This is a genomic window from Ferrimonas sp. SCSIO 43195, from assembly GCF_023716685.1.
Classification (GTDB): Bacteria; Pseudomonadota; Gammaproteobacteria; order Enterobacterales; family Shewanellaceae; genus Ferrimonas; species Ferrimonas kyonanensis.
The window spans coordinates 4170602-4184352 of the sequence record NZ_CP072679.1 but is presented as its reverse complement, the minus strand read 5'-3'; the positions used below and the strand labels follow the sequence as shown (position 1 = coordinate 4184352).

Genomic DNA, 13751 nt, shown 5'->3' with positions numbered 1-13751 from the left:
GACAACGACGGGTGTGAATACTGATTTTGCGCCTATTTTTGATTCTTGGCCGTGCTTTGCAGATGGGTTTCCAAGAGTGCGGTGCAGACCACCAGCGTGCCACCGAGCAGGGTCTGCCAGTTGGGCCACTGGGCCAGCAGCAGCGCCGCCAGGGAGACGCCATACAGCGGTTGCAGGCAGCCGACCAAGCCAACGGTTTTGGCGCTCAGATGGCGAAGGGATTGAGACATCAGGGCGTGGGGTAAGGCGGTAAACACTACCGCCAGTAACAGCAACAGCCCCAGATCGCCGCCGGGCAGTGACAGCGGCTGCTGACTGACAAAGGGCAGCAGCATCAGTGCCGCTACGCCGGTCTGATAGGCCATGGTCGTGGGGCCGTCATAGCCGCTGAAATAGCGTTTTTGCAGCAGGTTGCGGGCGGTAAACAGCGCCGCCGAAACCGTACCCAGCAATACCCCGGTGGTGACGTCGTTGTCCAGAGACGGGGCGGGGATCAACAAGGCGATGCCCGCCAGCACCACCACACCGCTGAGCAGGTCGCGACGGTGAATGCGCTGGCGATTGAGCAAGGGTTCGGCGATGACGGTCATCACCGGGTAGGTGAAAAAGGCGATCATGCCGATGGCCACATTGGAGAACTGCATGGCGGCAAAATAGGTCACCCAATGCAGGCCGACGATGACGCCCAGGCCAATGACGATGCCGTAGTCCTGCCATTGTCGCAGTTTGAGGTGGCCACGGCGTCGGCTGACGAACAGGCTCAGTACCACCGAGGCGATGGCCGCTCGAAACGCCGTAATGTCGGTGGCGGGAAGTGGTAATAGATTGGAAAACAGGGCGGTGCCGCCGAACAGCAGCACCGCCAGGTGCAGTTGCAGCAGGGGCGTCATTAACGCAGGGTGGCCATGGGCTGCCCCAGTCGAGTGGTGGCTCCGGGTTCGAAGTCGTCGTCGAACTGCGCCAGCATCTCTTTGCCAAACAGGGCGATGATGGTGCTGCCCAGTTTGAAGCGTCCGAGTTCATCACCTTTGTTGAGCGCGATGGCGTTGTCACCCTCGGCCGGATAGTCCCAGCTGAACACATGGGGGCCGGTAGGGGGCGTAACGGTGCCAGCCCAGACCGTTTCAATGCTGGCCACGATGGTGGCGCCCACCAGCACCATGGCCATGGGACCGTGGTCGGTATCAAAGATGGTAACCACCCGCTCATTACGGGCAAACAACCCAGGGACGTGGGCGGTGGTCAGCGGGTTGACCGAAAACAGATCGCCTGGCACGTAGATCATCTTGCGCAAGGTGCCGGTCATCGGCATGTGAATGCGATGGTAGTCGGTGGGCGACAGGTACACGGTGGTGAACTGGCCGTCGTGGAACTTGGCTTCGTCTTCACTGGTGCCGGCCAGCAGGGTTTGCAGGCTGTAATCGTGGCCCTTGGCCTGGAACAGGCGGCCGCCCTCGATGGGACCAGCCTGGCTGACGGCGCCGTCTACGGGCTGGACAACGACCTTATCGCCTTCGGCAATCGGTCTAAGTCCGGGCTTCAACTCCCGGGTAAAGAAGTCATTAAAGGTTTTGAACGCCTTGGGGTCGCTGTGAAGCGCTTCATCCATGTTGATGTTGTAGCGCTTGATGAACCAGTTAATGAATGCCTGAGTCAGCGGGCCGGCTTCGGAGGCGGCAAAGCTGCCCACCAGCCTTGATACGGCGTGCTTTGGCAGAATGTACTGGAGGTTTACTTTCAATTTGTCCAGAGACACGGTAGTTCCTTTGTTATTTTCGGTCCAGGGGATCGCTGCTTTGACGCGTGGGGCGATCGGTGGCCATGGTCTCAATGATTCTGTGGTAATTACTGAATCGCTGTTGACTGATTTTTCCTTGTTCTACGGCCTGTTGCAAGGCGCAGCCAGGATCATTTTGGTGCTTACAGTCTCGAAAGCGACAGCTGCCCATCCATTCTCGAAACTCTTTAAAGCCCCAGGTCACCCGCTCGGTGTCCAGGTGCCACAGGGCAAATTCCCGAACTCCCGGCGAGTCGATGAGATCGCCACCACCGGGGAAGTGGATCAGTTTGGCGGTGGTGGTGGTGTGCTGGCCCAGGCCGCTGACCTCTGAGATTTCACCCACATCCAGTTCGGTTTCCGGCATCAACGCATTGATTAGGGAGGATTTTCCTACTCCGGACTGGCCAACAAAAATGCTGACGGTGTCTTTCAGTTGTTCCCGGAATGCCTCTACGCCTTCGCCGGTGTGGCTGGAGAGCAGAAAGATCGGATAACCGATCGCCCGATACGGCGCCAGTACCTGATCCACCTCTTGCCGGCCGGCGTCGTCCAACAGATCGATCTTATTGAGCACCAGTACCGGTGGAATGCCGGTGTCTTCGGCAGCCACCAGGTAGCGATCGATGATCTGGCTGGACAGATCCGGGCGCACCGAAGAGACGATGTAGATCTGATCGATGTTGGCGGCCACCACTTTAACACCGTCGTAGTAATCCGGCCGGGTCAGGGCGGTGCGGCGGGGGTGAACCGCTTCAACCACACCACTGATCCCCTGCAGGTGCTCCTTGCCCTGGCGCCACTCAACCTCATCACCGGTCACCAGGCTGGTGATGGTTCGGCGCAGGTTACAGCGGTGAACCGTGCCATCTTCGGCTTCGATATCGGCATGCTGGCCATAGCGGCTGATGACCCGGCCGATCATCTGGGTGCCCAGCTGGTCGCTGTCCCACTCCGGTTCCTGTCGCTTCAGTCGCTTTTGCTGATTCGCCCTAACCCGGCGAATCTGCCCTTTTGTCAGTTTCTTTTTGCCTTTGCTCACGCGTATTTTTAACCTTGCTCACGCCAGAGTCGTGATCTCACTAAGTTGGCCGAGGGTGAAGTAAAACGGGTATCATACTACTAATAGCATCAAAAATACTGGAATTGAGGTAAATAGCCTATGTCATCGGACCCGAGTAATCTGATCTGGATCGACCTTGAGATGACCGGACTGGATCCGGAGCAGCATTGCATCATTGAGATAGCCACCATAGTGACCGATGCTCAATTGAATGTGCTGGCGGAGGGCCCGGTGATCGCCATTCATCAGCCGGACTCTGAATTGGCGAAGATGGATCAATGGTGTACCGACACTCATGGCAATAGCGGTCTGACCAAGCGGGTGCAGCAGAGCTCCATTACCGTTGAAGAGGCGGAGCGTCAGACCCTCGAGTTTCTGCAGCAATGGGTACCGGCAGGCGTGTCCCCCATCTGTGGCAACAGCGTCGGCCAGGATCGCCGTTTCCTGTATCGCTATATGCCGTTGCTGGAACAGTATTTCCATTATCGCTACCTGGATGTCAGCACGGTGAAGGAGTTGACGCGCCGCTGGAAACCGGAGGTGTTGAAGGGCTTCACTAAGCAGGGAACCCACCTGGCGTTGGATGACATTCGTGAATCCATTGCCGAGTTGGCTTATTATCGAAGCGAAGTTTTTAAAATTTGACCACTTAAACCAAATTTATTTGTCGGGGGTTGCAGCGTGGCGATTTTCGCTTATAATGCGCCCTCGTTTCCTGACGCAAGTGAGGAAACAAAAAGTGAGGCGACACTAGCTCAGCTGGTAGAGCGCAACCTTGCCAAGGTTGAGGTCACGAGTTCGAACCTCGTGTGTCGCTCCAAATTTTCTGCGAAATCAGCAGGCTAAAAAGTTAACTGGATCTGCGACACTAGCTCAGCTGGTAGAGCGCAACCTTGCCAAGGTTGAGGTCACGAGTTCGAACCTCGTGTGTCGCTCCAAATTTTCTGCGAAATCAGCAGGCTAAAAAGTTAATTGTGAGGCGACACTAGCTCAGCTGGTAGAGCGCAACCTTGCCAAGGTTGAGGTCACGAGTTCGAACCTCGTGTGTCGCTCCAAATTTTCTGCGAAATCAGCAGGCTAAAAAGTTAACTGGATCTGCGACACTAGCTCAGCTGGTAGAGCGCAACCTTGCCAAGGTTGAGGTCACGAGTTCGAACCTCGTGTGTCGCTCCAAATTTTCTGCGAAATCAGCAGGCTAAAAAGTTAATTGTGAGGCGACACTAGCTCAGCTGGTAGAGCGCAACCTTGCCAAGGTTGAGGTCACGAGTTCGAACCTCGTGTGTCGCTCCAAATTTTCTGCGAAATCAGCAGGCTAAAAAGTTGATTGGATCTGCGACACTAGCTCAGCTGGTAGAGCGCAACCTTGCCAAGGTTGAGGTCACGAGTTCGAACCTCGTGTGTCGCTCCAAATTTAGAAAAGGCCACTCCAAACGGGGTGGCCTTTTTGCGTTGTGGCTCAGCGGGCAAAGCGCCACCTTGCCAGGGGGTTGAGGTCACACTCTCTATGGTGGAGACGGAACCTCGTGTGTCGCTCCAAATTTAGAAAAGGCCACTCCAAACGGGGTGGCCTTTTTGCGTTGTGGCTCAGCGGGCAAAGCGCCACCTTGCCAGGGGGTTGAGGTCACACTCTCTGCGGTGGAGACGGAACCTCGTGTGTCGCTCCAATACGATGAGGCCACTGCAAACGGGGTGGCCTTTTTGCGTTGTGGCTCAGCGGGCAGAGCGCCACCTTGCCAGGGGGTTGAGGTCACACTCTCTATGGTGGAGACGGCACCTCGTGTGTCGCTGCCAATACCATGAGGCCACTGCAAACGGGGTGGCCTTTTTGCTTTGTGGCTCAGCGGGCAGAGCGCCACCTTGCCAGGGGGTTGAGGTCACCCTCTCTATGGTGGAGACGGAACCTCGCGTGTCGCTCCAATACGATGAGGCCACTGCAAACGGGGTGGCCTTTTTGCGTTGTGGCTCAGCGGGCAGAGCGCCACCTTGCCAGGGGGTTGAGGTCACACTCTCTATGGTGGAGACGGCACCTCGTGTGTCGCTGCCAATACCATGAGGCCACTGCAAACGGGGTGGCCTTTTTGCGTTGTGGCTCAGCGGGCAAAGCGCCACCTTGCCAGGGGGTTGAGGTCACACTCTCTGCGGTGGAGACGGCACCTCTTGGGTCACGGCACATTCACCGTTTATGTCGGGTTGGGTTGATGTCATCAATGTCGACGAATGTGAACGCCGCTCCGCCCGTGGCAGTCCCATCGAAGTGAATGGGTATGTTTTTGATTTTGAAGCGGGTTCTTCGTCTGCTCAGGGCATTTGCAGTGACGTTGTTGATCTGGAGGGCGTCGACAGAGCTCATCGAAGAGGGAATGCAGGTATCTGTTTTTATTATTTTATTCAGAAGGAGAGCCGGCTCACGGTGGTCGTAATAGCGAATGTGATCAAAGATCATTAAAGGGTGACTTTCTTCAAAATATCTTTTTTACAAAGTCACCATAATGGCGCTATACCTACTATCAAACGCTTGAATTTGCGGAGAGATTTTATGCGCTTCAAACAGATGCGAGAGCTTCTCGAGTACGTGGTTGAATGCCGTATGGCCATGAGCAAGCTGTATGAACGGCTGAATAATCAGGCGGATTCATCACGGGTAAAACTGCTCTTGGATTACCTGAAAAACCATCAGATCGAGGTGGCCGACAAGGTAAGCGAATACATCGATGATGCCCCTCAGGGAGTGTTGGATACCTGGTTTAAGCGTTTGGACTATGATGACATCGTGGCAGAGTGCACCGCCGTAACCTTGAATGCCGGCGTGGATGAGCATGATGTCATGAATCTGGCGCTGGAGTTGGACAACAAGGTGCTGGCGCTGCTGCACCTGGCCCTGGAGCAGTCCGAGCATCAGGAGACTCGTCAGGCTTTGGAGTCGGTACTTCAGGCAGAGCGCATTCGTCAGCAACGATTCGTTCACAGCACCCTGCGCATGGATGATATTTGATACCGATCAAAACAAGGCCCGATAGGGCTAGCGGCTTGTGTGAGGATAGGTTACCTATCAATAACGATGAGCTGATTTAGATCACACACTGTGTGACTGCAATGAAAACGGCCGGGATTTCCTGGCCGTTTCTGTATGTGGAAGGGAGACGGGATAAAACACTATGCGAAAAGCGACGGCCGAATTACCTGCGACGCTGTTTTCCGGCGCCACCGTGCGCCGGTGGGAACCCTTGCTGGCCAAGCAACACGGGGTGTTGATGTGGTCCTTGATGGAGGAGGCGGGCCAACAGGCATGGCAGGCATTTCATCAGCGCTGGCCCGAGGCGGTATCGCTGGCGGTGGTCTGTGGTCGTGGCAATAATGCCGGTGACGCTTATGTGCTGGCCCGAAGTGCCTTAAAAGACGGGTTGCAGGTACGGGTGCTGCAGATGCAGCCGGAGCGGCCGCTGAAAGGGGACGCCAAGATCGCTCAGCAGCAGTATCTGGACGCCGGTGGTCATATTGAGAATGCCGAGCCAGGCCGCCTGGCGGGAGTCAGCCACATTGTCGATGGCTTGCTGGGAACCGGTTTTGAAGGGGAGCTTCGCAGCGACTTTACGCGGATGATTGCCGCCATCAACGAGGCGCCGGCCCGGGTCATGAGTCTGGATCTGCCTTCCGGCCTCAACGGTGACAACGGCTTTGCCGGTGACGATGTCGTCAGTGCCGATCTGACCGTGACCTTCGTCGGCGTTAAATTGGGTCTGTTGACCGGAGCGGCCGCCAGTTGTTGCGGCGACATTCAGTTGGTGCCGCTGGTGATTGGCAGCGCCCTGGCCAGCCAGGTACGTCCGGATGCGATGAAGATCAGCTATCAGGACTATCGTCATCACCTCAAGCCGCGGCAGGCAGACTCTCACAAGGGCCACCATGGTCGCATTGCGGTGATCGGTGGCAACCATGGCATGCCCGGTGCGGTACGCCTGGCATCGGAAGCGGCGCTGCGCAGCGGTGCCGGGCTGGTGAGCATCATCAGTCGCTATGAAAACCTGCCCTTGATTCAGGCCGGTCGTCCGGAGTTGATGCTGTGGGGCAGCGACATCGCCGATATGGAGGTGTATCAGCGTGTGGGTTGGGGCCAAGTGGTGCTGTGTGGCCCGGGTCTGGGCAGCGGCGACTGGGCATTCCATATGTGGCGGGTGGCTCAAAACGCCGAGCGTCCGCTGGTCATGGACGCCGATGCCCTGAATATCCTGGCGAAAAACCCCTGCCGCCGCGAGGACTGGGTGCTGACTCCGCATCCTGGAGAAGCGGCGCGGTTGCTGGGTGTCGACAACGCCGACGTGCAGCGGGATCGGTTCAAGGCGGTGCGGGATCTGCAGAAAAAGTACGGCGGTGTGGTGGTCTTGAAAGGCCCGGGAACCCTGATCTTTGATGGAGAAACCATGCTGGTGGCGCCGGTGGGCAACCCCGGGTTGGCCACAGGAGGCAGCGGTGACGTTTTGTCTGGTATAATCGCCTCCTTGCTGGCCCAGGGCCTGTCTCTTCTGGATGCGGCGGCATGTGGCGTATGCCTGCATGGCGAAGCGGCGGACATGGCAGCCGAAGGGGGACAGCGAGGCATGCTGGCATCGGATCTGATGCCTTATATTAGGCAATTGGTAAACCCTGAAGACTGACAATTTATGAGCGACAAAACTCTGAATCTGCAGAGCGAAACCCAGACTCTCGAGCTGGGGACGGCTTTGGCGGCCATCGTGCGGCCGCCCCTGGTGATTCACCTCGAAGGCGAACTGGGGGCCGGAAAAACCACCTTGTCTCGGGCGCTGGTGCAGGGACTGGGGCATCAAGGCCATGTAAAAAGCCCGACCTATACCCTGGTTGAGCCCTATGAGCTGGATGAAATCAGTGTCTACCACTTCGACCTGTATCGGTTGGCCGATCCAGAAGAGCTTGAATTTATGGGGATTCGGGATTATTTCAGTGACCAGTCCCTGTGTCTGGTAGAGTGGCCGAGTAAAGGGCAGGGTGTATTGCCCCCGGCGGATCTTACCATTACCCTAAGCTATCAGGGTGAAGGGCGATGCGTGACTCTCAGTAGCCATTCCACCAAGGGCGAGGCCATACTGGAACAGCTTTAAATCGATGATAAAGTTTTGGGGATTCAAGGCGACCACCCTGATGGGGTTGTTGCTGTCAGTACTGATGCTGCCCATGGCGGCGCAGGCCACCACGGTGGATAAGATCCGGGTATGGCCCGACAAGGAGCGCACTCGAGTGGTGCTGGATCTGTCGGCGGCCCCCAGTTACGGTGCCTTTCGACTCAGCGATCCTGAACGTCTAGTGGTGGATCTTCGCAGCAGCACGCTGAAAACCAAGTTGTCCTCGGTCAAGGCCGACTCGAAACAGCTGAAGCGGATTCGGGTCAGTACGCCGCCGGAAAAAGGCACCTTGCGCCTGGTATTGGATCTGAAGCAGGCGTCCTCCTACAAGGTGTTCAAACTTGGGCCTAAGGGCAACTATGGGCACCGGTTGGTGATTGATCTGCTGGCGGGGGCCGCGCCCTCGGCCAAAGCCAAGTCGAAGCCGGCCTCGTCATCGACCCCGGGACGAAATGTGGTGATCGCCATTGACGCTGGCCATGGCGGCAAGGATCCCGGCTCCATTGGCCCCTCCGGCACTTACGAGAAAAACGTGGTGCTGCCCATCGCCCGCAAGTTGCGGGATAAGATCAATAAGACGCCCGGCTTCGAAGCGTTTATGGTGCGCAGTGGCGACTACTTTGTGTCGCTGGACCGGCGTTCCGAACTGGCCCGGGAAAAGAAAGCGGATCTGTTGCTGTCCATCCACGCGGATGCCTTCACCTCGCCTCAGCCTCAGGGGGCGTCGGTGTGGATTCTGTCCAAACGCCGCGCCAATTCCGAGATGGGTCGTTGGCTGGAGAAAGACGATAAGCTGTCGGAGTTACGGGGGATCGGTGAGGTGATCTCCGCCTCCGGTGGCGATGATCCTCATCTGCAACGCACCTTTTTGGACCTGGCCAGGGAGAACTCCATGGTCGAAAGCCAGGCCATTGCCGAGAAGATGCTTCGTCGTTTAGGACGAATTGCCAAGCTGCACAAGAAAACGCCTCAGCACGCCAGCCTGGCGGTTCTGAAATCACCGGATTTTCCCAGTCTGCTGATTGAGACCGGCTTTATCTCTAACCCCAGGGAGGAGAAAAAGCTTCGCAGTAGCAGTTATCAGAACAAGATGTCCGACGCCATCTATCAGACGGTGAAGACCTACTTCTCTGACAATCCCCCCCGAGACGCCTTGTTGGCCCAAACCCGGCAGCACACCGTCAGCCGAGGTGAATCCCTGTCGCGGATAGCCCAGCGTTATCAGGTCAGTGTCAGTGCCATCCGTCAGGCGAACCGGTTAAAGACCGACACCTTGCAGGTGGGACAGAAACTCACCATTCCTCGCCTATAGGACCGCCAATGACGATTCAGATATTACCGGCGCAGCTGGCTAACCAGATTGCCGCCGGCGAGGTGGTGGAACGCCCCGCCTCGGTGGTCAAGGAGTTGGTTGAGAATTGCCTGGATGCCGGCGCCAGTCGAGTCGACGTGGAGATAGAGCGGGGCGGCAGCAAGCGGATTCTGGTTCGCGACAACGGCCTGGGCATCGATAAGCAGGAGTTGGCACTGGCGCTGTCTCGCCATGCCACGTCCAAGGTGGCCAGTCTGGAGGATCTGGAGTCGATTCTGAGCTTCGGCTTTCGGGGTGAAGCCCTGGCGTCCATCAGTTCGGTTTCGCGGCTGACCCTAACCTCCAAAACTCAGGCGCAGTCTGAAGCCTGGCAGGCCTATGCTGAAGGTCAGGAGATGGCGGTCAAGGTGCAACCCGCCGCCCACCCGGTCGGCACCACGGTGTTGGTGGAGGACCTGTTTTTCAATACCCCGGCCAGACGACGTTTCCTGCGGGCGGATAAAACCGAGTTTAACCACATCGATGAGCAGTTGCGGCGCATCGCCCTGGCTAAGCCGACGATCCATTTTACCCTCAGCCATAATGGCAAGCTGGTGCGTCAGTACCGTGCAGCCCGCACCGACAAGCAGCATCAGCAGCGACTGGGCGCGATCTGCAGCCATCGGTTTGCGGAAGCGGCGGTGACCCTGTCCACCGGCAATGAGCAGCTGCAGCTGCATGGATGCCTGGCCATCGGCGATGGTCATCAGGGCTTTAGTGACGTGCAGTATTTCTATGTTAATGGCCGAGTGGTTCGGGACCGGTTGGTCAACCATGCCCTGCGCCAGGCGCTGGAGATGCATGGCCAGAACAGTGACGCCGGCTATGTGCTGCACTTGGACCTTCCGCCCCAGGAGGTGGACGTCAATGTTCATCCGGCCAAGCACGAGGTTCGCTTTCATCAGGCCCGCTATGTGCACGACTTCATTCTGCAGGGTCTCAGCGATGCCGTCAGCCAGTTGGCGGGCGCCAAGGCGACCGGCGTCGATGGCGAACCGGCGCCATTCCAACCGGCCCCGCTGACCGTCTCGTCCCATTCGACTCCGGCGCCCGTCGCCGGGTCGACCGCTGTGGCCCGCAGTGCGGTGCACTCACAGCCGGGACAGTCTCGAGAACCGGCGGCCGCCTATACGCCGCCGCCTCTGCAGCCACGGCCGAGAGTCGAGGCGGTCACTAATTACGGCGATCTAATGCAGGCCGCCGAGGTGACTCCGTCAGGGCGTGATTCTGTCGAGGCAGACTGGCATTGGCTGACGCAGTTGGATGAGACTCACGCTTTGATCGGCAAGGGCGATCAACTAAGATTGCTGCCCCTCGTCGCCTTGTTGCGCTGTGGGGGGCAACAGCAGTTGCTGGATCGCCTGCCTCAAGGGTTGGTCAGTCAACCTTTGCTGCTGCCGGTCAGTGTGGCGCGCCTGCCCGACTGGGAGCCGGTGCTTCGGCAGCAGCAAGGGCTGTTGAAGCGACTGGGGTTTGAGCTGGCGGAACAGAAGCAGCGGCTGATTATCCGTAAAGTTCCCTCGGTGTTGCGGCAAGCCAATCTGGCTCAAATCGTGCCAGAATTGTTGCAGTGGCTGTTGTCCTGCCCACAGGGCGGGGCACCGGAGCCGGAAGCGATGACGGCCTGGCTGGCCGACCACGGTGATTTCTCTGCCGCCGCCGCCGATGTCTGGCAGCAGCTGCAGCGCAGCGCGCCGGAGCGAATCACCCTATTGATACAGACACAGGCCGTGACGCTGAATTGGCGTACGGCCCTGGAGCAGTAATATGAGTAACGTCTTGCCACCGGCGATCTTCCTGATGGGGCCGACGGCATCGGGGAAGACCGATTTGGCCATGGAGCTGTGTCAGCGCCTGCCTTGCGACATCATCAGTGTTGATTCGGCGATGATCTATACCGGCATGGACATTGGTACTGCCAAGCCCACCGCCGAGGAGTTGGCTCGCGCGCCCCATCGGTTGATTGACATTCTGGATCCGGCCGACGCTTACTCGGCGGCGGATTTCCGCCTCGATGCGTTGCGGGAGATGGCGGCGATCACCGCCGCCGGTCGCATTCCCCTGCTGGTTGGGGGCACCATGCTGTATTACAAAGCCTTGCTGGAGGGGTTGTCGCCCTTGCCATCGGCGGATCCGAAGGTGCGGAAACAGATAGAATCCGAGGCGTTGGAACTGGGCTGGGGTGATTTGCACCGGCAATTGTCAGAAATTGACCCGATATCGGCTGAGAGAATCCACCCTAACGATCCACAACGATTGTCGCGGGCTCTGGAAGTCTATAGAATCAGTGGTGAAACTCTGACAGAGCTGACAAAAAGAAAGAGTGAGCCTTTACCTTATCTGGTCAGTCAGTTTGCCATTGCACCGGAACAGCGACAGCAATTGCATCAGCGTATCGAACGCCGATTTGCAATGATGTTAGATGCGGGTTTTGAGCAGGAAGTGCTCCGTTTGTTCCGAAGAGGGGATTTACACCCCAATTTGCCGTCAATCCGATGCGTTGGATATCGCCAGATGTGGTCTTTTCTGGCTGGTGAAGATGACTATGAAGGAATGACCGCAAAGGGCATTGCTGCTACCAGACAGCTAGCGAAAAGACAGATTACCTGGTTGCGGAGTTGGCCCGATTTGCAGTGGTTACTCTCTGAAAATACAGGTAATGTAGATAATATGTTACAAAGGCTCGCCATCTAACTTTACATAGGCTATAACTACCAACAAGCTCAGTTAGATGTTGCTTGCAGGCTGGTTTTTAAAAGCAATTAGAATATTTTAGTTAAGGAATCATTATGGCTAAGGGGCAATCCTTACAAGACCCGTTCCTGAATGCATTGCGTCGTGAACGGGTACCAGTATCCATCTATCTGGTGAATGGCATTAAGCTTCAGGGGCAGATCGAAAGTTTTGATCAGTTTGTTATTTTGCTGAAGAACACCGTCAGTCAGATGGTTTATAAGCACGCCATTTCAACCGTGGTTCCTGGTCGTCCATTCAACATGAATAATGCACAACAAGGCAGTCAGCAGGGTGGATACAACCAGCAGGATCACGGAAATCAAGACTAACAGCTAGGAGAGTCTGCTTGTTTGAGCGGTATGAGGCAGGCGAAAGGGCTGTACTGGTACATCTGAACTTTTCCCGAGAAGGGGAACGCGAAGATCTGGAAGAGCTGCACCTACTGGTGTCATCCGCAGGCGTGAGTGCCTGCGGAGTCGTTACTGGCGCTCGTTCCTCCCCACACCCCAAATACTTCTGTGGCGCCGGCAAGGCGGAAGAGATTGCGGCACTGGTCCAGGCGGAGCAGGCGGACGTGGTCATCTTCAACCATGCCTTGTCCCCGGCCCAGGAACGTAACCTTGAAGCCATTTTCCAATGCCGGGTATTAGACCGTACCGGTCTGATCCTGGATATTTTTGCCCAGCGGGCACGAACTCACGAAGGTAAATTGCAGGTTGAGCTGGCGCAGTTGCGGCACCTCTCGACCCGGCTGATCCGTGGCTGGACCCACCTGGAACGTCAAAAGGGCGGCATCGGCCTGCGCGGGCCGGGTGAAACTCAGCTGGAAACCGATCGGCGTTTGCTGCGTGAACGTATAAAAACCATCCTTCGTCGTCTGGAGAAGGTCGAGAAGCAGCGAGAGCAGGGGCGTCGTTCCCGCCAGCGTCGAGAGATACCGACGGTGTCTCTGGTGGGTTACACCAACGCCGGTAAGTCGACCCTGTTCAACCTGGTGACAGATTCCGGGGTGTATGCTGCGGATCAGCTGTTTGCCACCCTGGATCCGACTTTACGGCGGATTGAAATCGATGAGGTTGGTCCGACGATCCTGGCTGACACCGTGGGGTTCATTCGGCATCTTCCCCATGATCTGGTGGCGGCCTTTAAGGCCACACTGCAGGAAACCCGTCAGGCGGATTTGCTGCTGCATGTGGTCGACGCCAGCGATGAACGGGCCGGAGAGAACATCGAAGAGGTGCAGAAGGTTCTCAAGGAGATCGATGCCGATGAGATACCACAGCTGCTGGTTTACAACAAAGTGGATCTGCTGGACGATGCCGAACCCAGAATCGACCGGGACGATAGCGGTAGACCGATTCGAGTGTGGGTGTCGGCCCAGGAGAACCGCGGCCAACCGCAGTTGTTCCGCGCCTTGTCGGACTTACTCGGTCGGCAAATAGTTGAACTATCATTAAAACTGCCGCCGTCGCAACAACGTTGGGTAAACGTGTTTTTTGAACTCAGCGCGGTGAAAAGCAGTCAATATGATGACGAAGGCAACTGCCTGATGAAGATTGTTCTGCCCGAGCCGGAGTGGCTTCGGCAATTAAAAGCGTCTCAGGGAAGGTTAAGCGACTTTATCATCCACTAATTGCCTGATAAATTAGCGTTAAACCTCTTATCATCGGAGGGGATGCCCTGGCGGGA

At 57.0% G+C, this 13751-nt stretch carries 12 protein-coding genes and 6 tRNA genes; 15 read left to right on the top strand and 3 right to left on the bottom strand.

Annotated elements, in window-relative coordinates; translation table 11 throughout:
* Positions 1 to 32: 32 nt before the first annotated feature.
* Genes J8Z22_RS19305 through rsgA form a run of 3 tightly spaced genes read right to left on the bottom strand, consistent with a single transcriptional unit; the run spans position 33 to position 2819 of the window.
* Positions 33 to 890 (bottom strand): DMT family transporter, encoded by an 858-nt coding sequence (locus J8Z22_RS19305; protein WP_028111621.1) that lies wholly within the window; start codon positions 888 to 890, stop codon positions 33 to 35.
* Positions 890 to 1750 (bottom strand): archaetidylserine decarboxylase, encoded by an 861-nt coding sequence (gene asd, locus J8Z22_RS19300; protein ID WP_252010499.1) that lies wholly within the window; start codon positions 1748 to 1750, stop codon positions 890 to 892. The genes J8Z22_RS19305 and asd overlap by 1 nt, the downstream gene beginning before the upstream one ends.
* Positions 1751 to 1769: 19 nt before the next feature.
* Positions 1770 to 2819, bottom strand: a complete 1050-nt coding sequence (rsgA, locus tag J8Z22_RS19295; protein WP_028111623.1) for a small ribosomal subunit biogenesis GTPase RsgA — start codon at positions 2817 to 2819, stop codon at positions 1770 to 1772.
* Positions 2820 to 2939: 120 nt separating this feature from the next.
* Here rsgA and orn point away from each other — a divergent pair, with 120 nt between their 5' ends.
* The 15 genes from orn (at position 2940) to hflX (ending at position 13695) form a co-directional block, all read left to right on the top strand.
* A complete protein-coding gene (gene orn / locus J8Z22_RS19290) occupies positions 2940 to 3485 on the top strand; it encodes an oligoribonuclease (RefSeq protein ID WP_252007654.1) in 546 nt (181 codons plus the stop codon).
* 99 nt (positions 3486 to 3584) lie between these two features.
* Positions 3585 to 3660 (top strand) — tRNA-Gly (locus J8Z22_RS19285).
* A gap of 42 nt (positions 3661 to 3702) precedes the next feature.
* Positions 3703 to 3778 (top strand) — tRNA-Gly (locus J8Z22_RS19280).
* A 41-nt stretch (positions 3779 to 3819) separates the two neighbouring features.
* Positions 3820 to 3895 (top strand) — tRNA-Gly (locus tag J8Z22_RS19275).
* 42 nt (positions 3896 to 3937) lie between these two features.
* A tRNA-Gly gene (locus J8Z22_RS19270) sits at positions 3938 to 4013 on the top strand.
* 41 nt (positions 4014 to 4054) lie between these two features.
* Positions 4055 to 4130 (top strand) — tRNA-Gly (locus tag J8Z22_RS19265).
* Positions 4131 to 4172: 42 nt separating this feature from the next.
* A tRNA-Gly gene (locus J8Z22_RS19260) sits at positions 4173 to 4248 on the top strand.
* A 1128-nt stretch (positions 4249 to 5376) separates the two neighbouring features.
* The gene (locus tag J8Z22_RS19255) at positions 5377 to 5832 is read left to right on the top strand and encodes a hypothetical protein (RefSeq protein ID WP_028114371.1); all 456 of its coding nucleotides are present in this window, start codon (positions 5377 to 5379) and stop codon (positions 5830 to 5832) included.
* A 163-nt stretch (positions 5833 to 5995) separates the two neighbouring features.
* Positions 5996 to 7492 (top strand): NAD(P)H-hydrate dehydratase, encoded by a 1497-nt coding sequence (locus J8Z22_RS19250; protein ID WP_252007651.1) that lies wholly within the window; start codon positions 5996 to 5998, stop codon positions 7490 to 7492.
* A gap of 6 nt (positions 7493 to 7498) precedes the next feature.
* A complete protein-coding gene (gene tsaE / locus J8Z22_RS19245) occupies positions 7499 to 7954 on the top strand; it encodes a tRNA (adenosine(37)-N6)-threonylcarbamoyltransferase complex ATPase subunit type 1 TsaE (RefSeq protein ID WP_028114373.1) in 456 nt (151 codons plus the stop codon).
* Positions 7955 to 7958: 4 nt separating this feature from the next.
* Positions 7959 to 9287, top strand: coding sequence for an N-acetylmuramoyl-L-alanine amidase (locus J8Z22_RS19240; RefSeq protein ID WP_252007649.1), 1329 nt, complete (start codon positions 7959 to 7961; stop codon positions 9285 to 9287).
* Between the two features lie 8 nt (positions 9288 to 9295).
* Positions 9296 to 11092 (top strand): DNA mismatch repair endonuclease MutL, encoded by a 1797-nt coding sequence (gene mutL, locus J8Z22_RS19235; RefSeq protein WP_028114375.1) that lies wholly within the window; start codon positions 9296 to 9298, stop codon positions 11090 to 11092.
* Between the two features lies 1 nt (position 11093).
* Positions 11094 to 12020 (top strand): tRNA (adenosine(37)-N6)-dimethylallyltransferase MiaA, encoded by a 927-nt coding sequence (miaA, locus tag J8Z22_RS19230; RefSeq protein WP_028114376.1) that lies wholly within the window; start codon positions 11094 to 11096, stop codon positions 12018 to 12020.
* A 95-nt stretch (positions 12021 to 12115) separates the two neighbouring features.
* Complete coding sequence (gene hfq, locus J8Z22_RS19225; RefSeq protein WP_028114377.1) at positions 12116 to 12391, top strand: RNA chaperone Hfq; 276 nt, start codon at positions 12116 to 12118, stop codon at positions 12389 to 12391.
* Positions 12392 to 12408: 17 nt separating this feature from the next.
* Complete coding sequence (gene hflX / locus J8Z22_RS19220; protein ID WP_028114378.1) at positions 12409 to 13695, top strand: ribosome rescue GTPase HflX; 1287 nt, start codon at positions 12409 to 12411, stop codon at positions 13693 to 13695.
* Positions 13696 to 13751: the final 56 nt, after the last annotated feature.

Coding starts and splice junctions, on each gene's coding strand:
- J8Z22_RS19305 (WP_028111621.1), bottom strand. CDS start 890: ATGACGCCCCTGCTGCAACTGCACCTGGCGGTGCTGCTGTTCGGCGGC.
- miaA (WP_028114376.1), top strand. CDS start 11,094: ATGAGTAACGTCTTGCCACCGGCGATCTTCCTGATGGGGCCGACGGCA.
- mutL (WP_028114375.1), top strand. CDS start 9,296: ATGACGATTCAGATATTACCGGCGCAGCTGGCTAACCAGATTGCCGCC.
- hfq (WP_028114377.1), top strand. CDS start 12,116: ATGGCTAAGGGGCAATCCTTACAAGACCCGTTCCTGAATGCATTGCGT.
- J8Z22_RS19255 (WP_028114371.1), top strand. CDS start 5,377: ATGCGCTTCAAACAGATGCGAGAGCTTCTCGAGTACGTGGTTGAATGC.
- J8Z22_RS19250 (WP_252007651.1), top strand. CDS start 5,996: ATGCGAAAAGCGACGGCCGAATTACCTGCGACGCTGTTTTCCGGCGCC.
- orn (WP_252007654.1), top strand. CDS start 2,940: ATGTCATCGGACCCGAGTAATCTGATCTGGATCGACCTTGAGATGACC.
- J8Z22_RS19240 (WP_252007649.1), top strand. CDS start 7,959: ATGATAAAGTTTTGGGGATTCAAGGCGACCACCCTGATGGGGTTGTTG.
- tsaE (WP_028114373.1), top strand. CDS start 7,499: ATGAGCGACAAAACTCTGAATCTGCAGAGCGAAACCCAGACTCTCGAG.